This is a genomic window from Streptomyces sp. NPDC001700, from assembly GCF_053596435.1.
Map to the genome: position 1 here is coordinate 43,676 of NZ_JBSFGE010000037.1, position 26,685 is coordinate 70,360.

25 protein-coding genes are annotated in these 26,685 nt (G+C 72.4%); 8 read left to right on the top strand and 17 right to left on the bottom strand.

All coding sequences use genetic code 11. The features are described from left to right. Position 1 precedes the first annotated feature (1 nt). A complete protein-coding gene (locus tag ACWC5C_RS39235; RefSeq protein WP_450883663.1) occupies positions 2-757 on the top strand; it encodes an SDR family oxidoreductase in 756 nt (251 codons plus the stop codon). A gap of 380 nt (positions 758-1,137) precedes the next feature. Here ACWC5C_RS39235 and amaP read toward each other — a convergent pair whose 3' ends face one another. From amaP to ACWC5C_RS39260, 5 genes are read right to left on the bottom strand one after another with little or no spacing between them, the layout of a single operon-like run. After that, the gene (gene amaP / locus ACWC5C_RS39240; RefSeq protein ID WP_450883665.1) at positions 1,138-1,683 is read right to left on the bottom strand and encodes an alkaline shock response membrane anchor protein AmaP; all 546 of its coding nucleotides are present in this window, start codon (positions 1,681-1,683) and stop codon (positions 1,138-1,140) included. A gap of 9 nt (positions 1,684-1,692) precedes the next feature. Further along, positions 1,693-2,250, bottom strand: coding sequence for a DUF6286 domain-containing protein (locus ACWC5C_RS39245; RefSeq protein WP_450883667.1), 558 nt, complete (start codon positions 2,248-2,250; stop codon positions 1,693-1,695). After that, on the bottom strand, positions 2,247-2,564 hold the full coding sequence (locus ACWC5C_RS39250) for a hypothetical protein (RefSeq protein ID WP_450883669.1): 318 nt from the start codon (positions 2,562-2,564) through the stop codon (positions 2,247-2,249). Before ACWC5C_RS39250 ends, ACWC5C_RS39245 begins: the two co-directional genes overlap by 4 nt. A 3-nt stretch (positions 2,565-2,567) precedes the next feature. After that, the gene (locus ACWC5C_RS39255) at positions 2,568-2,759 is read right to left on the bottom strand and encodes a hypothetical protein (RefSeq protein WP_385448092.1); all 192 of its coding nucleotides are present in this window, start codon (positions 2,757-2,759) and stop codon (positions 2,568-2,570) included. A gap of 37 nt (positions 2,760-2,796) precedes the next feature. Further along, the gene (locus tag ACWC5C_RS39260) at positions 2,797-3,273 is read right to left on the bottom strand and encodes an Asp23/Gls24 family envelope stress response protein (RefSeq protein ID WP_450883671.1); all 477 of its coding nucleotides are present in this window, start codon (positions 3,271-3,273) and stop codon (positions 2,797-2,799) included. A gap of 73 nt (positions 3,274-3,346) precedes the next feature. Here ACWC5C_RS39260 and ACWC5C_RS39265 point away from each other — a divergent pair, with 73 nt between their 5' ends. Continuing rightward, positions 3,347-4,084 carry a hypothetical protein gene (locus tag ACWC5C_RS39265; protein WP_450883673.1) on the top strand — a complete coding sequence of 246 codons (738 nt, stop codon included), beginning with the start codon at positions 3,347-3,349 and terminating at the stop codon, positions 4,082-4,084. Between the two features lie 3 nt (positions 4,085-4,087). On the opposite strand, the gene ACWC5C_RS39270 is transcribed toward ACWC5C_RS39265, so the two are convergent. Genes ACWC5C_RS39270 through ACWC5C_RS39285 form a run of 4 tightly spaced genes read right to left on the bottom strand, consistent with a single transcriptional unit; the run spans position 4,088 to position 7,912 of the window. After that, entirely contained in the window at positions 4,088-4,546 is a 459-nt protein-coding gene (locus ACWC5C_RS39270; protein WP_450883675.1) for a MaoC family dehydratase, read from the bottom strand. A 40-nt stretch (positions 4,547-4,586) separates the two neighbouring features. Beyond that, positions 4,587-6,071 (bottom strand): acyl-CoA synthetase, encoded by a 1,485-nt coding sequence (locus tag ACWC5C_RS39275; RefSeq protein WP_450883677.1) that lies wholly within the window; start codon positions 6,069-6,071, stop codon positions 4,587-4,589. A gap of 6 nt (positions 6,072-6,077) precedes the next feature. After that, on the bottom strand, positions 6,078-6,950 hold the full coding sequence (locus ACWC5C_RS39280; protein WP_450883679.1) for an amidohydrolase family protein: 873 nt from the start codon (positions 6,948-6,950) through the stop codon (positions 6,078-6,080). Next, positions 6,947-7,912 carry an SDR family NAD(P)-dependent oxidoreductase gene (locus ACWC5C_RS39285; protein ID WP_450883681.1) on the bottom strand — a complete coding sequence of 322 codons (966 nt, stop codon included), beginning with the start codon at positions 7,910-7,912 and terminating at the stop codon, positions 6,947-6,949. The genes ACWC5C_RS39280 and ACWC5C_RS39285 overlap by 4 nt, the downstream gene beginning before the upstream one ends. A 151-nt stretch (positions 7,913-8,063) precedes the next feature. Between ACWC5C_RS39285 and ACWC5C_RS39290 the strand changes: the two genes are divergently transcribed. Continuing rightward, the gene (locus tag ACWC5C_RS39290) at positions 8,064-8,552 is read left to right on the top strand and encodes a MarR family winged helix-turn-helix transcriptional regulator (RefSeq protein WP_450883683.1); all 489 of its coding nucleotides are present in this window, start codon (positions 8,064-8,066) and stop codon (positions 8,550-8,552) included. A 44-nt stretch (positions 8,553-8,596) separates the two neighbouring features. Here ACWC5C_RS39290 and ACWC5C_RS39295 read toward each other — a convergent pair whose 3' ends face one another. Beyond that, positions 8,597-9,223, bottom strand: a complete 627-nt coding sequence (locus ACWC5C_RS39295) for a response regulator (protein WP_385448115.1) — start codon at positions 9,221-9,223, stop codon at positions 8,597-8,599. Next, positions 9,220-13,530 carry a HAMP domain-containing protein gene (locus ACWC5C_RS39300; RefSeq protein WP_450883685.1) on the bottom strand — a complete coding sequence of 1,437 codons (4,311 nt, stop codon included), beginning with the start codon at positions 13,528-13,530 and terminating at the stop codon, positions 9,220-9,222. Before ACWC5C_RS39300 ends, ACWC5C_RS39295 begins: the two co-directional genes overlap by 4 nt. A 97-nt stretch (positions 13,531-13,627) precedes the next feature. Between ACWC5C_RS39300 and ACWC5C_RS39305 the strand changes: the two genes are divergently transcribed. The 3 genes from ACWC5C_RS39305 (at position 13,628) to ACWC5C_RS39315 (ending at position 18,220) form a co-directional block, all read left to right on the top strand. Further along, positions 13,628-15,526 carry a SpoIIE family protein phosphatase gene (locus tag ACWC5C_RS39305; RefSeq protein ID WP_450883687.1) on the top strand — a complete coding sequence of 633 codons (1,899 nt, stop codon included), beginning with the start codon at positions 13,628-13,630 and terminating at the stop codon, positions 15,524-15,526. Between the two features lie 77 nt (positions 15,527-15,603). After that, on the top strand, positions 15,604-17,064 hold the full coding sequence (locus ACWC5C_RS39310; protein ID WP_450883689.1) for an aldehyde dehydrogenase family protein: 1,461 nt from the start codon (positions 15,604-15,606) through the stop codon (positions 17,062-17,064). 16 nt (positions 17,065-17,080) lie between these two features. Continuing rightward, positions 17,081-18,220 carry an NAD(P)-dependent alcohol dehydrogenase gene (locus tag ACWC5C_RS39315; RefSeq protein WP_450883691.1) on the top strand — a complete coding sequence of 380 codons (1,140 nt, stop codon included), beginning with the start codon at positions 17,081-17,083 and terminating at the stop codon, positions 18,218-18,220. On the opposite strand, the gene ACWC5C_RS39320 is transcribed toward ACWC5C_RS39315, so the two are convergent. The 6 genes from ACWC5C_RS39320 to ACWC5C_RS39345 form a co-directional block, all read right to left on the bottom strand. After that, a complete protein-coding gene (locus ACWC5C_RS39320) occupies positions 18,217-18,996 on the bottom strand; it encodes an enoyl-CoA hydratase/isomerase family protein (protein ID WP_450883693.1) in 780 nt (259 codons plus the stop codon). The genes ACWC5C_RS39315 and ACWC5C_RS39320 overlap by 4 nt on opposite strands. Before the next feature lie 128 nt (positions 18,997-19,124). Continuing rightward, entirely contained in the window at positions 19,125-19,346 is a 222-nt protein-coding gene (locus ACWC5C_RS39325) for a helix-turn-helix domain-containing protein (protein WP_009718933.1), read from the bottom strand. A 334-nt stretch (positions 19,347-19,680) separates the two neighbouring features. Beyond that, a complete protein-coding gene (locus ACWC5C_RS39330) occupies positions 19,681-21,279 on the bottom strand; it encodes an ABC-F family ATP-binding cassette domain-containing protein (protein ID WP_385448130.1) in 1,599 nt (532 codons plus the stop codon). A 184-nt stretch (positions 21,280-21,463) separates the two neighbouring features. After that, complete coding sequence (locus ACWC5C_RS39335) at positions 21,464-22,813, bottom strand: hypothetical protein (RefSeq protein ID WP_450883696.1); 1,350 nt, start codon at positions 22,811-22,813, stop codon at positions 21,464-21,466. Positions 22,814-22,955: 142 nt separating this feature from the next. Beyond that, positions 22,956-24,083, bottom strand: a complete 1,128-nt coding sequence (locus tag ACWC5C_RS39340; RefSeq protein ID WP_450883698.1) for an alpha/beta hydrolase — start codon at positions 24,081-24,083, stop codon at positions 22,956-22,958. A gap of 59 nt (positions 24,084-24,142) precedes the next feature. Continuing rightward, entirely contained in the window at positions 24,143-24,853 is a 711-nt protein-coding gene (locus tag ACWC5C_RS39345; protein WP_450883700.1) for a class II aldolase/adducin family protein, read from the bottom strand. Between the two features lie 236 nt (positions 24,854-25,089). Here ACWC5C_RS39345 and ACWC5C_RS39350 point away from each other — a divergent pair, with 236 nt between their 5' ends. Together ACWC5C_RS39350 and ACWC5C_RS39355 are read left to right on the top strand one after the other, a co-directional pair. Continuing rightward, complete coding sequence (locus ACWC5C_RS39350) at positions 25,090-26,382, top strand: anion permease (protein ID WP_450883702.1); 1,293 nt, start codon at positions 25,090-25,092, stop codon at positions 26,380-26,382. Between the two features lie 15 nt (positions 26,383-26,397). After that, complete coding sequence (locus ACWC5C_RS39355) at positions 26,398-26,628, top strand: hypothetical protein (protein WP_009718927.1); 231 nt, start codon at positions 26,398-26,400, stop codon at positions 26,626-26,628. The last annotated feature ends 57 nt before the right edge of the window (positions 26,629-26,685 follow it).

The following is a 26,685-nucleotide window of genomic DNA, read 5'->3' on the forward strand; positions in this document are numbered from 1 at the left end:
CATGGATCTTGGACTGAAAGACCGCGTATACATCGTCACCGGAGCCACCCGTGGGCTGGGCCGCGCCGCCGCCGCTGAGCTGGTCGCCGATGGTGCCAAGGCCGTCATCACCGGCCGCGACGCCGAGACGGCGGCTGCGGCCGCCGCTGGTCTGGGGCCGGATGTTGTCGGCGTCGCCGCCGACAATGCCGACCCCGACGCCGCCGAACGCCTCATCGCCACCGCCCGCGAGCGGTTCGGGCGCTTCGACGGCATCCTCATCAGCGTCGGCGGGCCGCCCGCCGGGCCCACCGCCGACATCACCGACGCCCAGTGGCAGACCGCCTTCGACTCGGTCTTCCTCGGCGCCGTGCGGCTTGCCCGGGCCGCCGCCGCCGAACTCACCCCCGGCGGTGTGATCGGCTTCGTCCTCTCCGGCTCCGTCCACGAGCCGGTCCCCGGGCTCACCGTCTCCAACGGCCTGCGGCCGGGGCTCGCGGGCTTCGCCAAGAACCTCTCGCTGGAGTTGGGGCCGCGCGGCGTTCGTGTGGTGGGCCTCCTCCCGGCCCGTATCGACACCGACCGGGTGCGGGAGCTGGATGGGCTGTCCGGTGACGCGGATGCGGCGCGGGAGCGGAACAGTGCGGCGATTCCGCTGCGGCGGTATGGGACCCCTGACGAATTCGGCAAGGCCGCCGCGTTCCTCCTGTCCCCCGCCGCCTCTTATCTCACCGGGCTGATGCTCCCGGTAGACGGAGGCGCGCTCCACGGCTGGTGACGCCGGGGGTTCGTGTTCCCCACCCCGCCCCTTCCCGAAACCGGGGCTCCGCCCCGGCCCCCGCTCCTCAATCGCCGGAGGGGCTGGATTATCCCGGACGGGACTGGATTGTCCCGGCCGGGGCTAAGATGCCCCGGCCTGGACTGGGATGTCCCGGGCCGGGACTGGGGTGCCCCGGCCACGACTGGGATGCCCCAGCCGCGACTGGGATGCCCCGGGCCGGGGGTGGGTTGCGACACCGCCGGAGGCGGCCGGTACCCCCGGTTGTGGGCAATCGTTCCGCGGGGCGGAACGGGTGGGCACAACCCGGCCACCGGGCCGCACCCGGCCACGAAACCCGACCGGGCAGTCGGCGGTCCCTCCCGGCCCGGCCCGCACGGCTAGCGCGCTCGTTCTGCTCCGTGGCGTTCGCCTCGCAGGCGGACCTCCGTTGGGAGGTGGGGTAGGCCTGCTGAGGTTCGGGCTTGGGTCAGGGTTTCTGACTCCAGGCGGCGGAGGGTCGCCAGGGGGTCCGCCCCGGGGTCGAGGGTCAGGCCCACGCGGGCCCTCGGCGCGGCTCGGCGGCCGTGGAGGTGGATGTGGGCCCCGGCCACGCCGGACAGGGACTCCGCGTCGGCCCGCAGGGCGGCTTCCAGGGCGCGGCCCCGGAGAGAGGCGCCGGTGCCGTCGCCCAGAGGGACGAGGATGTCGTTCAGGCGGCGGCGCCGCAGTTGGGCCAGGGCCCACCACAGGGCGAGCAGGGCCAGCACGCCCAGCGCCGCGATGAGGCCCGGCCACCACCAGTCCATGGAGCGCCAGCGCACCCGGGTCGCGCGGGGGAGGAGAACGGCGTCGGGGGAACGGCGTCCGGCGAGGAGGGCTGTCGCGCCTGCGGCGATCAGGGCCAGGCCCAGCAGACCCAGCAGCACTCGGTTCGCGATACGCATGGCGCCCCATCACCTCGCCGGTCGCCGGACGCGGACGGACAGCCCCGGTCGCCGAGCGAGGCCGAGCTGCCGGATGCCGTCCTGGAGGACGGTGAGGAGGTCCGCCCGGACCTCCTCGAGGTCACGGAAGTGCGCCTGCGCGCGAGCCCTGACGCGGCGGCGGCCGACATCGACGCGTACGGCCCGTACGCCGGGGACGGCCATCGCCCGGTCCCGCAGCACCAGACCGGCGGCGGAGCGGTCGATTCCCGCTCGGGTGTCGTCGCCACCGTTTCCGTTCATTGGCAGGAGGCTTCGAAGGCCCGGGGTCACGGCCAGCAACACCATCCACAGCCCGATCACGATCAGCGCCACCGCGATCCCCACGATCCAGCCGTCGTTTAGCGGGCGGGAGGCGAGCTGGTCGGCGAGCCAGCGGCGCCACTCCATCACGGGGTGGCCGGTGCGTTCGGAGACGATGTCGTACAGGAGCAGCCCGAGCGCGCCGAGCAGCACGAGGGCGGTCAGCCCGGCCGGTACGCGCCGGGCGGACCAGAAGCGGCCAGGGCGGCCAGGACGACGGTTCATCGGACCTTCCCCCGGTCCAGCTGCGGTGAGCGCAGCCGTTCCACGGTGACCGCCACGTCCGGCACCTCCATGCCCGTCAGTTCACCGACCCGCGTCGCCACATGGCGCCGTACGGCCCCGCACTGGGCGCCGATGTCGGACGGGTAGCCCAGCTCGATGGCGACCCGTACGCGCGCGACGCCCGCGCGGACCGCGACGGCGGCGTGCGGCAGCCCGCCGCCGAGCGCTTCCCGCGCCGCCCATGAGGCGATCTTCGCGACGGCGCGGTCCGCGATCCGCGTCGCGCCCCGCTCCCCCGGCTCGCGTGCCCCCACCGGTCACCGCCGCCGTTCGCCACGGTCGCGGGACCGGAAGAAGTCGCCCGGTTCCAGGTCCCCGTCCAGGAACCGGCCCGCGACGAACCCGACGGCGCCCAACGCCGCCACCAGCAGAAAGGCCCCGAAACCACCGAAGTATCCGGCGAAGCCCAGGGCCATCCCCGCGATCATCCCGATCACGGCCATGCTCATCGTGTGCTCCCCTGCTGGAGCGCACCGGGGCGGCTGCTCATTGCAGCCTGGGCTCCGGCGCTTCCTCTTCCTCGTCCGGCAACTTCACATCGCTGACCTCGATGTTGACCTCGACCACCTCAAGGCCGGTCATCCGCTCGACGGCGGTGATCACGTTCTCCCGTACGGCCCGGGCGACGTCGGCGATCGAGACGCCGTAGTCGACCACGATCTCCAGGTCGAGGGCCGTCTGTACCTCGCCCACCTCGGCCTTCACTCCACGGGCGACCGATTTGCCGCCGCCGGGCACCCGGTCGCGGACGACCCCGAAGGTGCGGGCGAGGTTGCCGCCCATGGTGTGGACGCCGACCACATCGCGGGCGGCCATCCCGGCGATCTTCTCCACCACGCCGTCGGCGATGGTGGTACGCCCCCGGGCTCCCGGGTCGATGCTGCGTCCGAGGGTCTTCGGCGTAGCGGCGGACGGCTCCGTGGCGGCGGCCTGGGGCCGGTTCCGTGGCGCGGTCTCGGACATCACCGATCGCCCCTTTCTCGCATATTTTCCCTACTTGCCACACTAGGGGTGATTGGTCCGGAAAGCTTCTGTTATGCATCATTCAGGGACTCACCTGCCGAAGGGTGGCGCCGTGGTCGCGGACCGGCTCGCACAGGCCGTACGGGAACAGCTGCGGCTCGGCCGCCTCCTCCCCCTGGGCGGGCCGGAGGACGGCGCCTGGCTGACCGAGCGCGCGGCGGACGCCGTGCTGCGCCAGGCGGCCGACGCCGTGCCCGGCGTACGGCTCGGCGCGCTCCGGATCGCCCTGGCCGACCCGGAGGCCGCCGCGCCGCCCTCGGTTCCGGCCCCGCCGAGCGCGCTGCCGCCGGGGCCGCTGCGGGCCTGGGCGGAGTGCGCGGCGACGGCGGATCTGCCCCTGCCGGTGGCGGCGGACCGGCTGCGCGACGCCCTGCTGGGCGCGGCCACGGACCGGCTCGGGCTGGCGGTCGGCGCGGTGGATGTGCGGGTGACGGACGTCCTCGATGAGGTTCCGGAGCATGCAGTCCCGGAGGATCAGTCCCCGCCCGCAGAGCAGCCGCCCGCCGAGCGGCCAGGTGATGGTTCGGGCATCGCCGCCTCGGTCACCGCCGTGCCCGGCGTGGCCCGGCTCGCCCCGGTGCTGGGGCGCGGGGCGGTACGGGTCGAGGGCGGCCATGTCCGTATCGAAGTCGCCGTCGCCCCGGGCCACCGCGCCCTGGACGTGGCCCGCGCGGTACGCGCGGCGGTTACGGCCACCGCGCCGCCCCCGGCGACGGTGGCCGTCCTCGTCACCGCCGTGGACACCCCCTGACCCTCACCAGTGGTAGCGGTGCACCGCCTGGGCGACGCAGCACGGCTTGTCGCCGCCGTCCTGCTCCACCACCAGGTCGATGACGGCCTGGGCGCCGCCGTCGCCGAGTTCGTCCACGGAGACGAGCGTCGCCCCGGCCCTGATCGTGGCGCCGACCGGTACCGGCGCCGGGAAGCGCACCTTGTTGAGGCCGTAGTTGACGGCCATGCGGACGCCGCCCAGCTCCAGGATCTCGCCCCACAGCGGGATCAGCAGGGACAGGGTGAGATAGCCGTGGGCGATGGTGCCGCCGAAGGGGCCGTCCTTGGCGCGCTCGGGGTCGACGTGGATCCACTGGTGGTCGCCGGTGGCGTCGGCGAAGGTGTCGACCCGGTTCTGCTCGATCCGGTGCCACTGGCTGTGGCCGAGGTGCTGTCCGGTCAGCTGCTTCAGCTCGTCGAAGCTGTTCACGGTCGTGGGCATGCGGGGTCTCCCGTCAGGGTGTGCGTAGCGTCGGCGCAGGTCAGCGCAGGGCGGATTTGCGGATCTTTCCGCTGGCGGTGCGTGGCAGCGCGGTCCGGAACTCGACCGCCCTCGGCACCTTGTACTTCGCGAGGCGGCCCGCGAGGTGGTCGAGCAGGCATTGCTGATCGGTGACGGCTCCGGCCCGGAGGACGACGACGGCCTTGCCGACCTCGCCCCACCGGGCGTCCGGCATGCCGATCACGGCGCATTCGAGGACATCGGGGTGGTCGTACAGCGCGTTCTCGACCTCGGCCGGATAGACGTTCTCGCCGCCCGAGATGATCATGTCCTTGACGCGGTCCACGATGGAGACGTAGCCGTCCTCGTCCCGCACCCCCACATCCCCGGAGCGGAACCACCCGCCCTCCAGGAGCGCGTCCGCGGTCGCGTCCGGCAGGCCGTAGTAGCCGCGCATGACGTGGGGGCCGTGCACCAGGATCTCGCCGGGCTCGCCGGGGCCCGCCTCGGTCAGGTCCGAGCGGACCAGCCGGACGTCGGTGAAGAAGTGCGGCACGCCCGCGGAGCCCGCCTTGACCGCGCTCATCTCACGGTCGAGCAGCAGCGTCCCGGGGGACGCCTCGGTCATGCCGTAGCCCTGGATGAACGAGAGCCCGCGCCGCAGATACGTGTCGATCAGCGCCTTGGGGACGGGCGAGCCGCCGCACATCAGGGTGCGGACGGACGACAGGTCGGCCGTCTCCCAGCGCGGCGACTCCGCGACCGCCGCGAACATGGCGGGCACGCCGAACAGACAGGTCACGCCCTGGCTCTCGATCAGGTCGAGCATCCGTTCCGCGTCGAAGCCGGGCTCGATCACGACGCGTCCGCCCTTGAGCAGGGTCGGCAGACAGGTCATGTTGAGCGCGGCGGTGTGGAAGAGCGGCGCGGTGACGAGGGTGATCTCGTCCGAGGCGAGATCGGTGTCGACCAGGACGTTGAGGCTGTTCCAGGTGATGTTGGCGTGGCTGAGCACCGCGCCCTTGGGACGGCCCGTCGTACCGGACGTATACATGATCATGCAGGGGTCGTCGGGGGCCATGACCTCGTCCGGGGAGTCGTCACCTCCATCGGTCAGCTCGTCCAGCGCCACCGCGATGCCCGCGCCCGCCTCCCCGGCGGTCTCCGCGCAGCGCGGATCGTGGAGGAGCAGCCGCGCACCGGAGTCGTCCAGCATGTAGGCCAGTTCTGGCGCGGCGAGCCGGGTGTTGAGCGGGACGAAGACCGCGCCCACCGCGCAGGTGGCGAAGAGCGCGTGGAGGAACGAGGGGTGGTTGGGGCCGAGGTAGGCGACGCGGTCGCCGCGCCCGATCCCGCGCGCCCGCAGCGCGCGGGCGTACCGGGTGACGGTCTCGTCCAGCTCCCGGTAGGTCTGGGTGTCGTCCCCGTGGACGACCGCGATCCGCCCGGGGGTCTTACGGGCCCGACGGCGCGGCCACGATCCGATGCCCTCTCCGGCGCCCCGGCCGATGCCTTGCTCCAGCATCTCCGCTCACTCCTTCGTGAGACCGAGCAGCCGCGCCGCGTTGTCCTTGAGGATCAGCGGCCGTACCTCGGGCTTGATCTCTAGTTTGTCGAAGTCGGCCAGCCATCGGTCCGGGTCGATCACCGGATAGTCGGAGCCGAACAGGACCTTGTGCTTGAGCAGCGAATTCGCATAGCGGACCAGCTGCGGCGGAAAGTACTTCGGCGACCAGCCGGACAGGTCGATGTAGACGTGCGGCTTGTGCGTGGCGACGGCCAGCGCCTCGTCCTGCCAGGGGAACGACGGATGGGCCAGGATGATCCGCAGCTCCGGGAAGTCCACGGCGACGTCGTCCACGTCCATCGGGTTGGAGTACTTCAGCCGGATCCCGCCGCCCCCGGGCACCCCCGCGCCGATCCCGGTCTGCCCGGTGTGGAAGAGCGCGGGCACCCCCAGCTCCTCGATGGCCTCGTACAGCGGATAGAACCGCTGGTCGTTCGGGTGGAACGCCTGGAGGGACGGATGGAACTTGAAGCCGCGCACCCCGTGCTCCTCGACCAGTCGCCGCGCCGCCCGCACCGCCGCCCGGCCCTTCCACGGGTCGACGCTGGCGAACGGGATGAGGACGTCGGCGTGCTCGGCGCAGGAGGCGGCGACCTCCTCGTTGCTGATCGGCGGATGGCCGGTGGCGGTCTCCGCGTCGACCGTGAAGACGACGGCGGCGATGCGGCGTTCGCGGTAGTGGGCGGCCAGTTCGGGGATGGTGGGCTGCCGGGCGCCATGGGTCTTGAAGTACGCGGCGGAGGCCTCGGCCAGCTCGCCGCTCAGCGAGGAGTGGCCGTCCGCCGAGACCTCGGCGTGGGTGTGGACGTCGATGGCGACGAGGTCGTCGGGGTTCACCGTCCGACCCCCTCCGTGCTCTTCGGGCTCTCCGTGTTCTTCGGGCTCTCCGGGCTCGTCGGGTCGACGGGCGCGGGGATGCCCACCCCTTCCGGGCGCCGCCCCAGCGACGTACCCCAGACGCCCGCGATGGCGTCCGCGTCCCAGCCGCCCTCGCGGTAGACCGCCGACTGCTCCTCGGGGTGGGTCCACAGGGTCAGCCGGTCGCCGCCGACGCCGATGGCCTGCCCGGTGATGCCGTCGGCGGCGTCCGAGGCGAGGAAGACCACGAGCCCGGCGACGTCGTCGGCGGTGCCGAAGCCCTCGCCCTGCCGCAGCCAGGCGGGCAGCGGTTCACCGCGCTCCTCGTACGCCTCGACGTGCGGCGCGAAGGCGGGGATGGTCGCGGTCATGGCGGTAGCGGCGACGGGGATCACCGCGTTGACGCCGATCCCGGCCTTGGCGCACTCCATCGACCAGGTGCGGGCCATGCCGACGATGCCTGCCTTGGCGGCGGAGTAGTTGGTCTGGCCGAAGTTGCCGCGCTGTCCCGCGGGCGAGCCGATGAGGATCAGACGGCCGCCCCCGCCGCGCTCGCGCATGTGCCGGACTGCGGCGCGGGCACAGGTGAAGGTGCCCTTGAGATGGACGCCGGTCACCGCGTCGAAGTCCTCGTCGGTCATCTTCCACAGCACCCGGTCGCGCAGGATGCCCGCGTTGGTGACCAGGACGTCCAGCCGCCCGAACGCCTCGACCGCGCGGTCCACGAGCGCGTCGGCGACCTCGCTGGTGCCGACCGCGCCGGGCGCGGCGACCGCCGTACCGCCCTCGTCGGTGATGACCTTGACCGCCTGTTCTGCGGTGGCCGCGTCGGCGTCGTTGACGACCACGCTGGCCCCCGCCCGGGCCAGGGCACGGGCGTACGCGAGGCCGAGGCCGCGCCCCGCGCCGGTGACCACGGCGGTCTTCCCCGTCAGCTCCATGGGCTTCGGTTCCTTCCGGTATCGGAGTATCATCAGGATCCCTGATGGTGAGTGGAGCACTCCGGGAGGTCGGGTGTCAATGGGCGGCCCCCCTCGGCCGATCCGCCGGTCTGCCGGTCGGCCCGGTCCGCCGGTCGGGCAAGATGGCCGGATGACCACTTCCGATCAGTCCGACACGGCGCAGCTGGACCAGGTCGGCACGCTCTACCTGGTGAAACGGCTGGAACAGGCGATACGGGCCCATCTGGACGCGCTGCTGCGCCCCCTCGGCCTGACCACGCTGCAGTACACGGCGCTGACCGTCCTGGAGCGCCGGGACGGGCTGTCGTCGGCCCAGCTGGCCCGGCGCTCGTTCGTCAAGCCGCAGACCATGCACGAGATGGTCCAGACGCTGGAGGAGCGCGGGTTCATCGAGCGCCGTCGGGATCCGGCCAACCGCCGGGTGCTGCTCATCAGCCTCAGCGACCGGGGCCGCGAGGCGCTGCGGAGCTACGACGAGCAGGTGCGGCTGCTGGAAGAGCGGATGCTCGGCGGGCTGACCGAGGAACAGCGCGGCGGGCTGCGCCACGCGCTGATCGACTGCACCCGGGCGATGTCGGCCACGCCGCCAGGGGCGGAGGGGGACGCGGGGACGCCATAGGGCGGCCGTCAGCCGTCCCGGCGGGGTCATCGGCCCCGGCGGGATCATCGGCCCTGGAACGCCTGGCGGGCCGCCCGCAGCTCCTCGACGGTGTGGGCCAGCTCGGTGACGCAGTCGGCCAGGCCCAGCGCCTCCTCGCTTCCCTCGCCCGCGCGCAGCGCCACCGCGGTGCGGGCGAGCTGCTCGGACACCCGCTCCAGCCGTACGTCCGAGGGGTCCGGTTCCCCGGCCAGCTGTCTGCGCAGCTGCTCGGCCTGGGCGGCGAGCTGGAGGTTCTTGCGGTGCAGATCCAGGAAGACGTTGACCTTGGTCCGCAGCAGCCAGGGGTCGATGGGTTTGGTGAGGAAGTCGGCGGCGCCGATGGCGTAACCCCGGTAGGGGTAGTCCGAGTCGGCGTCGGTGCCGGTCAGCAGGATGATCGGGACGTCCTTGGTCTGGTCGAGACGCTTCATGTTGGCGGCGGTCTCGAAGCCGTCCATCCCCGGCATCAGGACGTCGAGCAGCACGACGGCGAAGTCCTGCCGGAGCATCGCCTTCAGCGCCTCCTCGCCGGAGTGGGCGCGGACCAGACGCTGATCGAGCGGGCCCAGGACGGCTTCCAGCGCGATCAGGTTCTCTTCCATGTCGTCGACGATCAGTATTCCGGCCCGGTCGGGGGCGGCGGCGCTCATGACTCCCCCCGTCGCTGCCTGGGCGGTCGCGTCTCCGCGTCCGGGCCCGGCTCGTCCCCGGATTCTTCGCCGGGGGACTCTTCGCCGGGCTCGTCGCCGTCCTCGACAAGCTCCTCCGCTTCCACGACTTCCACCGGGTCAGCCGCCACCGGGTCGGCCGCCTCGCCCGCCTCCACCGGCTCCGGCGGACAGCCCGCGGGGTCGAGCAGATCGCAGACCGTGGACATCAGCCGGTCGACGTCCACCGGTTTGGGGACGTAGCCGTTGGCGCCGCTCTCAAGGGCCTTCTCGCGGTCGCCGGGCATGGCCTTGGCGGTCAGGGCGATGATCGGCAGATCGGCGAGCCGGGGGGTGCCGCGGATGGCCCGGATCGTCTCGTAGCCGTCCATCTCCGGCATCATCACGTCCATCAGCACCAGGGACACATCCGGGTTGCGGTGCAGGACGTCCAGCCCCTCGCGGCCGTTCTCGGCGTACTTCACGGTCATGCCGACCCGGCCCAGCACATGGGTGAGCGCGAAGACGTTGCGGATGTCGTCGTCGACGATGAGGATGCGGCGGCCGGTCAGCACCCGGCCGGGTCGGCCGCGCTGCCACTGCTGGAGCCGGGGGGCGTCCGGCGGTGCCTCTTCGCCGTCGCCGTCGCGGTCCTGCGGGGCCAGCAGATTCTCCAGCGAGCTGCGGTCGCCGGTCACGCCGCTCTGGTCGCTGAACACGCCGCTGGGCGCGTGGTCGGCGGTGTCCGGAAGTGATTCGTCCGTGGGGGGCAGCGCCGCCGGGACGGTGGCGCCGGTGGCCCGGGGGTCCGAGACATCGGGCGGCGGGACGACTCCGGCGTAGTGCGCGGGCACGTAGAACGTGAAGCAGGAGCCGACGCCCTGCTCGCTCTCGGCGATGATCCGGCCGCCCAGCATTCCGGCGATCTCGCGGCTGATGGACAGGCCGAGGCCGGTGCCGCCGTATTTGCGGCTGGTGGTGCCGTCGGACTGCTGGAACGCCTCGAAGATCACGGGCAGCTTCTCGGGCGCGATGCCGATGCCGGTGTCCTTGACGGAGAAGGCGACGACGGCGTCCGCGTCGCGCAGCGTCTCCTCCTGGAACTCCGTACCGGCCGCCCGCTCCACGCGCAGCTTCACCCCGCCCGAGGAGGTGAACTTCAGGGCGTTGGAGAGCAGGTTGCGCAGGATCTGCTGGATCCGCTGCTCGTCGGAGTACAGCTCGCGCGGTACGTCCTCGCCGACGGCGATCTCGAACGACAGACCGCGGTCGATGGCGAGCGGCCGGAACGTGGCGTGCACGTAGTCGAGCAGCTTCATCAGCGGCAGCTTCTTCGGGCGGACGTCCATCCGCCCGGCCTCGATCTTCGACAGGTCGAGGATGTCGTTGATCAGCTGGAGCAGGTCGGAGCCGGAGCGGTGGATGGTGGTGGCGAACTGCACCTCCTGGGGGGACAGCCGCTGGTCGGCGTTGTCGGCGAGCAGCCGGGCCAGGATCAGCAGGGAGTTGAGCGGGGTGCGCAGCTCGTGCGACATGTTGGCCAGGAACTCCGACTTGTACTGCGAGGCCGTGGCCAGCAGCGCGGCCTTCTCCTCCAGCTCCGCGTTGGAGCGCTGCAGCTCGTTGGAGCGCTGCCGCAGCTCGGTGGTGAGCCGCTGCGATTCGGACAGCAGCGACTCGGTGCGGGCGTTGGCGATGATGGTGTTGATCGAGACGCCGATGGTGTTGACGAACTGGTCGATGAAGGCGAGGTGGACCTCGCTGAACCGGCTGAAGGAGGCCAGTTCGATGACGCCGAGCACCTGGTCCTCGTAGAGGATCGGCAGGATGACGACGCTGGTGGGGAGCGCGGCGCCGAGCCCGGAGTTGATGGTGATGTAGTCGGGCGGGACGTTGCTGATCAGGAGCCGCTTCTTCTCCAGGGTGGCCTGGGCGACCAGTCCGCGGCCGCCGGCGCCGGCGGCGGGCAGCGGGACGTCGCCCTGATCGGTGCCGTATCCGGCGATCAGCTTCATGCCCTCGCCCGGTCCGACGCCGGGCTGGCCGAGGAAGAACGCTCCGAACTGGGCGTTCACCAGCGGGGCCAGCTCGCGCAGGATCAGGTCGGCGACCTCGACCAGATCGCGGTGGCCCTGCATCATGGAGGCGATACGGGCCAGGTTGGATTCCAGCCAGTCCTTGGCGCGGGTGGTCTCGCGCAGGTTGGCCACCATGAGGTTGACGTTGTTCTTCAGCTCCGCGACCTCGCCTTGCGCCTCGACCGAGATCGACCCGGACATATCACCCTGGGCGACGGCGGAGGCGACCTCGGCGATGGCGCGCACCTGGGTGGTGAGGTTGAGGGCGAGATCGTTGACGCTGGTGGTCAGCCGCTTCCAGGTGCCGTAGACGCCCTCGACCCGGGCCTGACCGCCGAGCTGGCCCTCGCTGCCGACCTCGCGGGCCACCCGGGTGACCTCGGAGGAGAACGAGGAGAGCGTGTCGACCATCGTGTTGATGGTGGTCTTCAGCTCCAGGATCTCGCCGCGCGCGTCCACGTCGATCTTCTTGGACAGATCGCCCTGGGCGACCGCGGTGGCCACCTGGGCGATGTTGCGGACCTGGCTGGTCAGGTTGGACGCCATGAAGTTGACGTTGTCCGTCAGGTCCTTCCACACCCCGGACACGCCCCGCACCTCGGCCCGGCCGCCGAGCTGGCCCTCGGTGCCGACCTCGCGGGCCACCCGGGTCACCTCGTCCGCGAAGGACGACAGCTGCTGGACCATGGTGTTGACGGTCTCCTTGACCTCCAGGATCTCGCCCCGGGCGTCCACGGTGATCTGCTTGGACAGATCACCGTCGGCGACCGCCGTGGTCACCTGGGCGATGTTGCGGACCTGGCTGGTCAGGTTGAGCGCCATGAAGTTGACGTTCTCGGTGAGGTCCTTCCACACCCCGGACACGCCACGGACCTGCGCCTGGCCGCCCAGGTTTCCCTCGGTGCCGACCTCGCGGGCCACCCGGGTCACCTCGTCCGCGAAGGACGACAGCCGGTCCACCATGGTGTTGATCGTCGACTTCAGCTCCAGGATCTCGCCCTTGGCCTCCACACCGATCGTCTTGCTGAGGTCTCCCTCAGCGACGGCGGTGGCGACCTGGGCGATGTTGCGGACCTGGGAGGTCAGGTTGTCCGCCATGAAGTTGACGTTCTGGGTGAGGTCCTTCCACACCCCGGAGACGCCACGGACCTGGGCCCGGCCGCCGAGCCGCCCCTCGGTGCCCACCTCGCTGGCCACCCGGGTCACCTCGTCGGCGAACGCGGACAGCTGGTCGACCATCGTGTTGACGGTGTTCTTGAGCTGGAGGATCTCGCCCCGGGCATCGACGGTGATCTTCTGGGAGAGGTCACCGGTGGCGACCGCCGTGGTCACCTGGGCGATGTTGCGGACCTGGCTGGTCAGGTTGGACGCCATGAAGTTGACGTTGTCCGTCAGGTCCTTCCACACCCCGGACACGCCCCGCACCTGGGCCCGGCCGCCGAGTTCGCCCTCGGTGCCGACCTCGCGGGCCACCCGGGTCACCTCGTCCGCGAAGGCGCGCAGCTGGTCGACCATCGTGTTCACGGTCAGCTTCAGTTCCAGCAGCTCACCGGTGGCCTCGACGGTCACCTGCTGGGTGAGGTCGCCGCGCGCCACGGCCGTGGTCACCACGGCGATGTCGCGGACCTGGCTGGTCAGCCGGGCGGCCATGGCGTTGACGGCCTCGGTCACCTCGCGCCAGTCCCCGGACAGCCCCTGGACCTTGGCCCGGCCGCCGAGCCGTCCCTCGGTGCCCACCTCGCGGGCCACCCGGGTCAGCTCGCCGGTGAACAGGGCCAGCTGGTCGACGGTGCGGTTGACGCCCCGGGCCAGCCGCCGCAGGTCGCCGCGCAGCTGGCGGTTGCCGTCGTGCAGATCGACCCGCCGGGTCAGATCACCCTCGGCGATGGCGTCGAGGACCCGGGTGGCGTTGGACACCGGCCCGGTCAGCGCGTCCACCAGCTGATTGGCGTCGTCCACGGTGGTGGTCCACGCGCCCTGGCCGGGGCTCGCGCTGATCCGCTCGTCGAGGCGCCCCTGGCGCACCACCTCGCGGCGGACCCGCTGCAGCTCCGAGGCCAGGTGGGCGTTGCGCGCCACCAGCTGGTTGAACGCTCCGGCCATTTCGCCGAGCACACCCTCGCCCGCGCCGTCCATACGTACGGTGAAGTCGCCGTCGCACAAGGCGTTCATCGCCGCCAGCAGGGACCTCAGCTCGGCGGTGCACTCCGTGGGATTCGGGTCGCGTGCCATGGCGCCGTCCCTTTAAAAGATCATTAGATATCCCTACGTCTGTCATAATATGGCACCTAGATGGCCCAATCCGCCCGAATTGCCCTGGGAGCCGCACGTGGGGGCTTTGCTTCCTCTCTCGCGCGAGTCCGTAGCACGGACGACGCTGCCCGGAAGCGTGCGCGCACCAGGGGCCGCGCGCACCTTCGTCCGCACCACGCTCGCGGGAGCGACCGCGAAAGAAATTCTCGGACCGGACGCGATCGGCGCCCGGATCACCGAGGACGCCGTCCTGCTCGTGAGCGAACTCGTCACCAACGCCGTCCTGCACGCGGGCACCCGGGTCGAGGTCACCTGCCGCCTCCGGGCCGGGAACGGACCGGGGGATTCCGCCGATACCCCGGGCGAGGCCCCCGGTGACGCCCCCGGCGACACCTCCGACGAGCCGCCGGACCGCCCGGGCATCGTCATCGAGGTCGCCGATCTGCACCCCGCGAGCGTCGTACTGGGCGGGCCCGACACCCAGCGCCACGGCCGGGGCCGGGGCCTCCAGCTGATCGGCGCGATCGCCGAGTCCTGGGGCGTGACGTACCACCGCACCCGCAAGTCCGTGTGGTTCCGCCTGGGCACCGAGATGGCGACGGCCCAGGCCGAGTCCGTACGCGCCGAAGCGCCCGGCCGAGCGCTCCCCGCGCCCCCGCCCCGTACGCCAGCGCCGCCGCGCGAACGCCGCGACCGGACCGCCGAGTGGGTCGACCGAGGCGGGTCGTCATTCCTCGCCGAGGCCAGCGAGCTGCTCACCGGACAGCTGGACGAGAACATGGTCGCCGCGCTCGCCGGGCAGCTGCTGGTGCCCCGGCTGGCCGACTGGTGCGCGGTGTGGCTGACCAGCGAGAGCGGACGGCCGGAGCTGCGCCGGGTCTGGCACAACGACGAGCGCCGCATCGAGGCGCTCCGCGCCACGCTGGAGAGCGATCCGCCGCCGACCGGCCTCGACGCCCCGGGCACCCCCATGCCCTGGCCCGAGGCCGCCGCCCCCTCGGGCACCGGCGGCTCCGCGCTGACCTTCCCGCTCATCGCCCGCGGCCGCGACTACGGGGTGCTGCTGCTCGGCCGGGCGGGGGTGGCGCGGATGACCGAGGGCGTGGTGCGACTCGCCGACGACGTGGCGCGGCGGATCGCCCAGGCCGTGGCCACCGCCCGGCAGTACACCCAGCAGGCCACCATCAGCCGGGCGCTCCAGCGCCGCCAGCTGCCGGTCTCGCTGGCCCACATCCCGGGCGTGGACACCGCGATCGTCTACGAGCCGCACGGCGAGGGCCAGACCGTCGGCGGCGACTTCTACGACCTGTTCCCGATGGGCGGCCGCCGCTGGTGCTTCCTGCTCGGCGACGTCTGCGGCAGCGACCCGGAGGCGATGTCGGTCACCGGTCTGGCCCGCCATCTGGTGCGGCTGCTGGCCCGTGAGGGCCACGGCGTGGAGTCGGTGCTCACCCGGCTCAACCAGGCCCTGGTGGAGGAGGAGGCGGAGGCCGCGGCGCTCGGCGGCGATCAGGCCCGGTCGCGTTTCCTCAGCCTGCTCTACGGGGAGCTGGAGCCCGACCCGCGCTCGGGCGGCGCGCACTGCGTCCTGGCCAGCGCCGGGCATCCGCTGCCGCTGCGGCTGAGCACCGACGGCACGGTGGCGCCCGCGGCGCTGCCGCAGATGCTGCTGGGCATCGACGACGAGCCCGACTTCCACGCCGACTCCCTGGACCTGGCGCCGGGCGAGACGCTGCTGTGCGTGACGGACGGGGTGACCGAGCGGCGGGACGGCAACCGCCAGCTGGATGACGACGACGGTCTGGCCGACATCCTGCGCGGCTGTGCGGGGCTCGGCGCCAAAGCCATCGCGGAACGGGTGCGGCTGGCCGCCCATGACTTCGGCACCGAGCCGATCGACGACGATCTCGCGGTGCTGGTGCTGGAGGCGGTGCCGACGTCGGCGCAGGAGCTGATGCGAGCGCAAAGTTCTTGAAATGTGTACGTCCCGGGCCTTGTCGCCCTCTTCCCCGAGGAGCATCATCAGGATTCCTGAGCATTGAGGAGTCCGTGATGAGCCTGCTCTCCACCGCCGACTGGGCGGAGAGGATCTTCACCGGCGGCTGGGACCGCCCGGCCCTGCCCGGCACCATCGACATCACCGAGCCCGCGACCGGGCAGCACCTCGGCTCCGTCGGCCGGGCCACCGAGGCGGACGTCGCGCCCTCGGCCCGTACGGCGGCGGCCGCGGGGCGCGCCTGGGCCGCAGCCCCCTTCCCCGAGCGGGCCACGGCCCTGCGGCGCGCGGCCGACGTCTTCCGCCGCCACGCCGACGAGATCGCCGAGTGGATCGTGCGGGAGGCCGGATCGTCACGGGCGAAGGCCGCGCTGGAGGTGGCGGTCGCCGCCGCCGAGTGCGAGGAGGCCGCCGCGCTGCCCGCGGCGCCCACCGGTGAGCTGCTGCCCTCGGCGCAGCCCCGGCTGAGCATGGCGCGCCGGATCCCGGTCGGGGTGGTCGGCGTGATCTCGCCGTTCAACTTCCCGCTGATCCTGTCCATCCGCTCGATCGCCCCGGCGCTCGCGCTCGGCAACGCCGTCCTCCTCAAGCCCGATCCGCGCACCCCAGTCTCCGGCGGGGTGGTGCTGGCCCGCGTCTTCGAGGAGGCCGGGCTGCCCGCCGGGCTGCTGCAGTGCCTGCCCGGCGGCGCGGACGTCGGCGCGGCGATCGTCCGCGACCCGGCGGTGCGGGTCGTGTCGTTCACCGGCTCCACCGAGGCGGGCCGCGCGGTCGGGGCGCTGGCCGCCGAGCAGCTGACCCGGGCCCATCTGGAGCTGGGCGGCAACAGCGCCCTGATCGTGCGGGAGGACGCCGACATCGAGGCCGCCGCGTCCTGCGGGGCCTGGGGGAACTTCCTCCATCAGGGGCAGATCTGCATGGCCGTCGGCCGCCATCTGGTCCATGCGTCGCGGTACGAGGAGTACGTCGGCCTGCTCGCCAAGAAGGCCGAGCAGCTCACCGTGGGCGACCCCTTCCGCGAGGACGTCGCCCTCGGCCCGCTCATCGACGACCGGCAGCTTCGCCATGTCGTGGACCTCGTCGAGCGCAGCGTGGCCGCGGGCGCCCGGGTGGTCACCGGCGGCACCCACCGGGGGCGGTTCTACCGGCCCACGGTGCTGGCCGACTGCGGCCCGTCCGTGCCCGCCTGGGAGGAGGAGGTGTTCGGCCCGGTGGCGTGCGTACGCCCGTACCGTGACGACGACGAGGCCGCAGCGTTCGCCGCCGACTCCCCGTACGGCCTGAGCCTGGGCATCCTCACCGCCGATACGGCGCGCGGGCTGGCGCTGGCCGAACGGATTCCCAGCGGAATGGTCCACATCAACGACCAGACGGTCAACGACGATCCGAACGCGCCCTTCGGCGGTCTTGCCGCGTCCGGCTTCGGCCGGGTGGGCGGCGCCCGGGCCAATCTCGACGCCTTCACCGAGACGCAGTGGCTGACCCTGCGCGGCGACACCGCGCGCTACCCGTTCTGAGCCAGGGAGCCCCACCATGACCGAATCCCTCGCCGCCGTGGTGAACAAGCCCGGCGCCCCCTTCTCCCTGGAGAGGGTCACCCTGGACGAGCCCCGGCCGGACGAGATCGTGGTCCGGCTGGCCGCCGCCGGGGTCTGCCACACCGATCTGACCGTGCGCGACGGCCAGCTGCCCTTCCCGCTCCCCGGCGTCCTCGGCCACGAGGGCGCGGGCGTGGTGGAGCGGGTCGGGTCCTGGGTCAGCCGGATACGGCCCGGTGACCACGTCGTCCTGACATTCACCTCGTGCGGCGCGTGCGGCACCTGCCGCGGCGGCCATCCCGCCTACTGCGCCTCCTGGCTGCCGCTCAACCTCCTCGGCGGCACCCGTGGCGACGGCACCGCGACCCTGCGTTCCGCCTCCGGGAGCGCTTCCGGGGGCGCTTCCGGGAGCGGCGGTCTTGGCGGGCACTTCTTCGGCCAGTCGTCCTTCGCGACCCACGCGCTGGTGGACGAGCGCAGCGTGGTCCGGGTCCCGGCAGACATACCGCTGACCACGCTCGCCCCCTTCGGCTGCGGCATCCAGACCGGGGTCGGCGCCGTCCTGAACGTCCTGCGGCCCCGGCCCGGCAGCACGATCGGCGTCTTCGGGACCGGCGCGGTCGGGCTCGCCGCCCTGATGGCCGCCGTGCTCGGCCCGGTGCGGCAGGTGATCGCCGTCGACCGGCTCGCCCCTCGGCTGGCGCTGGCCCGCAAGCTCGGCGCCACGGCCGTCGTCAACGCCGCCGAGGAGGACACGGCGGAGGCCCTCGTCGAACTGACGGACGGCCTCGGCCTCGACTGCGCCCTGGAGACCACGGGCAGCCCCGGTGTCCTGCGCACCGCGATCGACGCGCTCGCGCCCCGGGGCGAGGTCGCGGTCATCGGGGCACCGCCCATGGGCACGGAGGTCGCGGTCGACGTCAACGGCATGCTTCCGGGCCGCCGCATCACCGGCGTCACGCTCGGCGACAGCGAACCGGAACAGCTGATCCCGCTGATGGTGAACCTCCACCAGCGGGGACGGCTGCCCGTGGACCAGCTGATCCGCACCTATCCGTTCGCCCGGATCGAGGAGGCGGCGGCGGACATGACGGCGGGCGCCACGATCAAGCCGGTGCTGACCTTCGAGGACTAGTCCGCCAGACCGGCGAGGTCGCGGATGCGGCGGGCCTGGGCGGCGCGCTCGGCGGTGCGCTGCTCGTCGTACGTACGGTCCGCGGCGCCCCGCAGCAGCGCCTTGGTCTCGACCACCGCGTCGCGCGGGGCGGCGAGCAGGGCGGCGGCCAGGTCCTGGACCGCGCCGTCCAGCTCGGCGGCGGGCACCACGAGGTTGGCGAGGCCGGTGCGCTCGGCCTCCTCGGCGTGGACGGAGCGCCCGGTCGCGCAGATCTCCAGCGCCCGGGCGTACCCCACGAGCCCGACCAGCGGATGGGTGCCGGTCAGGTCGGGCACCAGCCCGAGGCTGGTCTCGCGCATCGCGAACTGCGCGTCCTCCGCGCACACCCGCAGGTCACAGGCGAGGGCGAGCTGGAAGCCCGCCCCGATCGCATGGCCCCGCACCGCGGCGATGGACACGATGTCGTTGCGCCGCCACCAGGTGAACGCGTCCTGATAGGCGGCGATGATCGCGTCCAGCTCGGCGTCCGAGCCGCGCGCCATCTCCGGGAACGACGGCTCGCCCTCGAAGCCCTCGGGGGTGAACGCCTGCCGGTCGAGACCCGCCGAGAAGGACACGCCCTCGGCGCGCAGCACGACGACCCGCACACTGCCCGGCAGCAGCGACCCGGCCTCGGCCAGCGCCCGCCACAGCGCGGGCGACTGTGCGTTGCGCTTGGCCGGATTGGTCAGGGTCACCGTGGCGACCGCGTCATCAACGGTGAGCTGAACGCCGTCCTTGTCGAGCAGGGTCACGGGAAGCCTCCGGCAGTCGCGGTGAGTACAAGTGACTGCACAGTAACCACCCGGTCGAACGGACGATCAACCGGGTGGCACTGTCCACACCTGCTGCCGGTGACGAACCTCCGACGCGAGACGCGCGATCAGGCCGATGCGGCCTTCTTGCCTCGCGTCGCGCCACCGCGACCACGTAGGGACACTCCAGATTCGCTGAGCATCCGGTGGACGAATCCGTAGGAACGGCCGGTCTCCTCGGCCAGCGCCCGGATGCTCGCCCCGGAGTCGTACTTCTTCTTCAGGTCTGCCGCGAGCTTTTCGCGCGCGGCGCCGGTCACCCGGCTGCCCTTCTTCAGAGTCTCGGCCACCCGTGCCTCCTCATGGGAAGTGCGCTCTGTGACTCTCATGATCACCCCTAGGCGCCTTCCTGGCCACCCATTCGGCAAGACCTGTGGAGGAAGGATTCCGGGAAATGGCGCCATCCGAGCCTTCGGAATCCAGGATTCCGGCGACTTCCGCCCTGTCACTCTTTGTTGATCCCCGAGGAAAGGGCAGGTCAGGGCCTATGGGCTAGAGGCTCGACAGAGAGCGACCGGCGCGCGGCATGTGCCGTGCGCCGGTCGTGGGCGGCGCGCCGCGATACCAGCCGTTCTCACTCAGATGACGGATCACGCCTAGGCCGAATGATCTACGAGGCGGGGGTCAGGCCAGCGCGACCAGGTCCGCGTAGTCCGCGCCCCACAGGTCCTCGATCCCGTCCGGCAGCAGAATGATCCGCTCCGGCTGGAGCGCGTCCACCGCGCCCTCGTCGTGGGTCACCAGCACCACCGCGCCGGTGAAGGTGCGCAGCGCGCCGAGGATCTCCTCGCGGCTGGCCGGGTCGAGGTTGTTCGTGGGCTCGTCCAGCAGCAGGACGTTGGCCGAGGAGACGACCAGGGTGGCCAGCGCGAGCCGGGTCTTCTCACCGCCGGAGAGCACCCCGGCGGGCTTGTCCACGTCGTCGCCGGAGAACAGGAACGAGCCCAGCGTCTTGCGGATCTCGACCAGGTCGAGGTCGGGGGCGGCCGAGCGCATGTTCTCCAGGACCGTGCGGTCCGGGTCGAGCGTCTCGTGCTCCTGCGCGTAGTAGCCGAGCTTCAGCCCGTGGCCGGGCTGCACCTGGCCGGTGTCCGGCTTCTCGACCCCGGCCAGCAGCCGCAGCAGAGTGGTCTTGCCCGCGCCGTTGAGGCCCAGGATGACGACCCGGGAGCCCTTGTCGACGGCCAGGTCGACATCGGTGAAGATCTCCAGGGAGCCGTACGACTTCGACAGGCCCTCGGCGGTCAGCGGGGTCTTGCCGCACGGGGCCGGGTCCGGGAAGCGCAGCTTGGCGACCTTGTCGGACTGCCGCACCGCCTCCAGGCCGGACAGCAGCTTGTCGGCGCGCCGGGCCATGTTCTGCGCGGCGACCGTCTTGGTGGCCTTGGCGCGCATCTTGTCGGCCTGCGAGTTGAGGGCTGCGGCCTTCTTCTCGGCGTTGGCGCGCTCTCGCTTGCGGCGCTTCTCGTCGGCCTCGCGCTGGGCCTGGTAGAGCTTCCAGCCCATGTTGTAGATGTCGATCTGGGAGCGGTTGGCGTCCAGGTAGAAGACCTTGTTGACGATCGTCTCGACCAGTTCGTTGTCATGGGAGATGACGATGAAGCCGCCGCTGTAGGTCTTCAGGTAGTCCCGCAGCCAGACGATGGAGTCGGCGTCGAGGTGGTTCGTCGGCTCGTCCAGCAGCAGGATGTCGGAGTCCGAGAACAGGATCCGGGCCAGCTCGACGCGGCGCCGCTGACCGCCGGAGAGGGTGTGCAGCGGCTGGCCGAGCACCCGGTCCGGCAGGCCCAGGCTGGCCGCGATGGTCGCGGCCTCCGCCTCGGCCGCGTAGCCGCCCTTGGTCAGGAACTCCGTCTCCAGGCGCTCGTACTTCTTCATCGCGCGCTCGCGGGTGGCGCCCTGGCCGTTGGCCATGCGGTCCTCGTTCTCGCGCATCTTGCGCAGCACGGAGTCGAGGTCGCGGGCGGAGAGGATGCGGTCGCGCGCGAGGACGTCGAGGTCGCCGGTGCGCGGGTCCTGCGGCAGATAGCCGACCTGCCCTGAGCGGGTGATGGAGCCCCCGGCCGGGGCGCCCTCGCCCGCCAGACACTTGGTGAGCGTGGTCTTCCCGGCGCCGTTGCGGCCGACGAGACCGATGCGGTCACCCTTGGCGATACGGAACGAGGCGGACTCGATCAGGACACGGGCGCCGGCACGCAGCTCGACGCCGGATGCGGTGATCACGGGAATTACTCCTGGGCAGATGGACGGCGGACGGGACAGACCAGCGGGCGGGGCCGACGCCGTCTAATGCACGAGGAGAATTGCCATGCGGGCTAGTTTAGCGGGGCGGGCGACCGGATTTTCCCTGGGGTCCGGAGGTCTCCCCTGTCCCCCGGACGCCGCTTCCCAGCGAGAAGATCAGTGATCAGACGCCGCCGGTGTGGACCTGGAAGGCCGCCCGGCGCACCGCCTTGGCGAGGGCCGGGTCGGGGTGCGCGGCGGCCAGCGCCACCAGCACCTGCACCGTACGGGGGTGGCCGACGGCCCGTACCTCCTGCAGCAGCGCGGGCACCGTGCCCTGCACCGCGGACTCCAGATGGCGCACCAGCAGCGGGCTCTCGCCGTGGTCGGAGATGGCCGCGGCGGTGTCCACCCACAGCCAGGTGGCCTCCTCGCGGGTGAGCACGTCCAGCGCGTCCTCGGGGTCGGCGCCCTCGTGCTCGGCGAGCCAGAGCAGCGCGTACGGCCGCAGGCACGATTCGTCCACGACGGCCCGCACCGCGGGCTCGGCGGGCGCCCCGGCGACCCGCAGCGCCTCGAACGCGAGCCCGCGCAGCAGGGCGTCGTCGCCGCGCGCGGCGTCCAGCAGTTCGGTGATGGCGCTGCCCACCGGACGCGCGGCGAGCCAGGCCCGGTACTCGGCGCGGGCGGGCCCGGGGGTGAGGCCCGCGCAGCCGCGCAGCATGTCGGCGGCGGGGTGCTCGATGTTCCCCGCGGGGCTCTGGGCGGCCACGCAGATCTGCTCCAGCTTGACCCACACCGCCCAGCTGCCGAGCGCGGTGAGGACGGCGTCGCCTTCGAGGACGGTGAGCGCCCCGACCGAGGCGAGGGCGTCCAGGGCCCAGCCGAGCAGGGCCTCCAGCCCGTCGTCACCCTCGATGGCCTCCGGCTGGTCCCCCGGGTCCGGGGCCTTGGCGGGTTCGGCGTCCTCCGGCGCGGCCACCCCGTACGGCACCTCGCAGCGCTCGGTGCGCAGCTCGGCGACCCGCTTGCGCAACATGTCCAGCAGCGTGGAGATCTGCACCGGGCCCGCGGACAGCTGGAGCAGCGGGAGCAGCTGCGGTACGGCCTCGACCACCTCGGCGACGGCCGAGGGCTCGGCGGTGTCCGGGGCGGGGCTGGCCAGCGACCAGGCGTCGAGCAGCGCGACCCAGCCGCGCAGCACCGCGCTGTCGTCGCGGTCCCAGGCCTGGAGCCGCCAGCCGGGGCGGGCGGTGCCGCCGTGCAGATCGACGAGTCCGACGAGCCGGGCCCGGTCCCAGTCGGTCCGCACCTCCTCGGCGGTGCGCCCGAGCGCGGCGGCGGCGCGGGCGGCGGCCGGGTCGGAGAGGGCCCCGAGGGAGTCGTCCTCGGCGGCGGCCCAGCGGGCCACCTCCACGGCCCCGACCAGCCCCGCGCGGGCCTGCCGGGCCAGCTCCGGGCGGGGCGGCGTGCCCTCGGGCGGGCGTGGCGACGGCCGGGAGCGGTTCGGCGCGGGCCGCGGTGCGGTAGCCATCGGCCGCTGGCGGACGAGTCGGAGCCGGGAGTCGCGCGGAGTACGGGACGTCACAGAAGCAGTCTCGCCGTTGACGGCCCGAAAGCCCAATCGGCACCCGTCCGGCGGTCGCCCCGGCGGGATTACGGCGGGTAGCCGGACCCTAGATGAGAGGCGTGAGGAAGCGGCGCAGGGCCTCCTCGTACCCGCGCGGGTCGGCGTTCCACATGGCGGCGTGCGGGGCGTGTCGCACCGGGTGAAGGGTGACCAGCTCGGGCCGGGCGGCGGCGAGTTCGCGCGACGCGTCCCAGGGCGCGAGGGTGTCGCCGGGGCCGTGCACGATGAGGGTCGGCACCGGCAGGCTCTCGGGGTCGGCCGCCTCCGCGAGCTTGCTGTCGTGGAGCCCGGTACGCCCTTCCGCCGCCCGTACGGCGAGCGGGAGCAGGGCGGCGGGGGTGCGGCGCGCGGCGGCGAGGGCGCGCAGGGTGGCCCGCCAGTCGAGCACCGGGGAGTCCAGGACGATGCCGCTGAGCCGGTGCCGCAGTGCGGAGTTGGCGGCCGCGTGCAGGGCCATGGACGCGCCGGTGGACCAGCCGTGCAGGACGACGCTCTCCGCCCCGTAGCGGACCGCGTAGCGGATGGCGGCGTCGAGGTCGCGCCACTCCGTCTCGCCGAGGTGGCTGATGCCGTCGGGCGGGCGCGGGGCGCCGGGGTCGCCGCGGTACGCGAGGTCGAGCACCGGGATCCGCAGCCGGTGCAGCAGCTCCATGACGACCATGGGGTGTTCGCGGGTGGTGCCGAGGCCATGGGCGGTGATCACCCAGGTGGTGCGCTCGCCGGGCAGGAACCAGGCGGGCAGCGGCCCGAGTTCGCCGGGGATGTCGACGTCGGCGTGCTCGATGCCGAGCGCGTCCCGTGGGTTGCCGATGTACACCTGCGGGGTGAGCCGCACCCGGGTGCCCGCGTCGAGGGTGCCGTGGGTGACCCGCTCCAGGCGGCGTACGACGCAGTCGGCGGGGTGCCGGGCGTCCTCGTCCACCGGGCCGACGACGGCGTGGCAGCCCCGGCCGACGAGGCCGTAGGTGCCGGGGCGCAGCGAGGCGAGCGAACGGGTGAGGGTGATCCGGCCCTCGCCGGTGGCGTGCACGGTGAGTGGCGGCTCGTTCGGCAGCGGCCGGTCGGGCGCCGGTTTCAGGGCAGCGTCGGTGACGTACCGGCCCGCCGCCACCGCGGCCGCGCCGACACCCAGCAGAGTGGTGGCGGCAGCGACCGCCGTTGTCCGCACACGCATCGCTCCCAGTGTGGGCGGGGAGCGGCGGACCGGCCAGCGGGATGGGCTGTTTCGGGCCCCTAGTTCTGGGTGGTGTCCCCGGTGGGCTGCTGGCCGTAGCCGCTGAGCTTGGCCGCGACGCGCTCCAGCTCGACGGGCGGGAGAAGGGTCGGGGTGTGGCCGGGAACGGCGGCCGCGGCCAGCCAGACCTGGCACATCCACTCCAGCTGGGCGGTGCGGTCGTATGCCTGGTCGAGCGTCGTTCCGTAGACGACGGTGCCGTGGTTGCGCAGCAGACAGCCGGAGCGGTCGCGCAGCGCGTGCAGCATGTTTTCGGCCAGTTCATCGGTGCCGTAGAGCGCGTAGTCGGCGACCCGGACCGGCCCGCCGAGGGCGGCGGTCATGTAGTGGATCGCGGGCAGCTCGTCGACGAGCGTGGAGACCGCTGTGGCGTGAACGGCATGGGTGTGGACGATGGCCGAGGCCTCATCCGTGTGACGGTAGACGGCGAGGTGCATGGGCAGCTCGCTGGTGGGCGTGAGGGTGCCCAGCACCTGTCGGCCGTCGAGGTCGACGCCGACCGCGTCACGCGGGCCGAGCCGGTCGTACGGGACGCCGCTCGGGGTCACCAGGACGGTGTCACCGACCCGCGCCGATACGTTGCCCGACGTACCGACGACGAGTCCGTCGGCGGTGGTTCTGCGGGCCGTCCGCACCACATGCGTCCAGGCCTGCCGCAGGGGCTGGGTCAGCCTCGGCTGTGGCCGTCGTGCCGATCGCGGCTCCGTCACGGGCGCTCACCTCCGGGCGTGATCCTTCCATAGGAACACCGAGCCGAGTGGACTACAGGAGGTTGATGTATGAACGTCAAATTCCTTATGGCGAAAGGGAGTACGGTCGAAAACCAGCCGTTCTCACACCCCCGCGCTCGTGTCACCGTGAAGCCCGCCTCAGTTCATCTCCCGTTCACCCAGTTTCCCTACGTTCACCGTGCACTGACCGCCCTCCGAGCTGATTGACCGGGTGTATGGAACACATCACGCTTCTCATCGGGATCGTGATCATCACGGCCTTGGTGTTCGACTTCACGAACGGCTTCCACGACACGGCCAACGCCATGGCCACCACTATTTCCACGGGAGCACTCGGTCCCCGGGTCGCGGTGGCGATGTCGGCGGTCCTCAACCTCGTCGGTGCCTTCCTCTCCGTGGAGGTCGCCAAGACCATCTCCGGCGGAATCATCGACGAGGGCTCCGGTATCCAGCCCGAAGTCATCTTCGCGGGGCTGGTCGGCGCCATCCTCTGGAACCTGGTGACCTGGCTGGCCGGTCTCCCGTCCAGCTCCTCGCACGCCCTCTTCGGCGGCCTCATCGGCGCCACCGTGGTCTCCGTCGGCATGGACGGGGTCAACGGCGACGCGGTCGTCATGAAGGTCCTCATCCCGGCCGTGGCCGCGCCGCTCGTGGCGGGCATCGCCTCGGTGGCCGCCACCCGGCTCACCTACCGGCTGGCAGGCAACCGGGCCGAGGAGGACACCGCGAAGGGCTACCGCGCCGGGCAGATCGCCTCGGCCGCCCTGGTCTCCCTGGCGCACGGCACCAACGACGCGCAGAAGACGATGGGCGTCATCACCCTCGCGCTGGTCACCGGCGGCGTCATCGCACCGGACTCCGACCCGCCCATGTGGGTGATCGTCTCCGCCGGTCTCGCGATCGCGCTCGGCACCTACCTGGGTGGCTGGCGCATCATCCGCACCATGGGCAAGGGCATCACCGACATCCAGCCGCCGCAGGGCTTCGCCGCCCAGACCGGCGCCGCGACCGTCATCCTGGCCTCCTCCCACATCGGCTTCGCGCTGTCGACCACGCAGGTCTGCTCGGGCGCCGTGATGGGTGCGGGCGTCGGCCGCAAGGGCGGCGTGGTGCGCTGGTCCACCGCGGGCCGCATGGTCGCCGCGTGGGCGCTGACCCTCCCGGCCGCCGGTCTGGTGGCCGCCGCCGCGGCGCTGCTGGCCGATCAGGGCAGCTGGGGCGTCACCGTGGTCGCCGTCCTCGCGGTGCTGGGCTGCGGTGTCATCTGGGCGCTCTCGCGCCGCAAGCCGGTGGACGCCAGCAACGTCAACGAGCCGGGCGCGGAGTCCTCCGAGCCGGTCGGCGTCGTCACCGCCGCCGTGCGGTCGGTGGCCCCGCCGCCCGCCGGGAAGACCGCCTCCGCCGCCTCCGCCGGGTCGGCTGAATCCGCCGGGTCCGGCACCGACGGCGACGCTTCGTCCGAATCCGCACCCACTCCCGCCACCGCGGGAACCGGTTCCAAAAGCTGACAGGGAGCACACGCAATGCACATCGACTGGGCAGCCCTCGGCCAGGTCTTCGGCGTCAGCCTCGCGGTGACGGTCGGCGTCGTAGGGGTCTTCACCCTGGGCATCATCGGCACCTCCCGTACGGCCCAGCCGCAGCCCCAGGCGGCCGCGGGCGGCGCGTCCCCGGTTGCGCGCACCGGCGCGTACGCCTGTTTCGCGCTGTGCGCCGCGGTGGTGGCGTACGGCATCTATCTGATCGTGGCCTGAGGCCACGGAAGCCGCGGGGCGGTGGGTGCCGATCGGCACCCACTCGGGAGAGAGGGG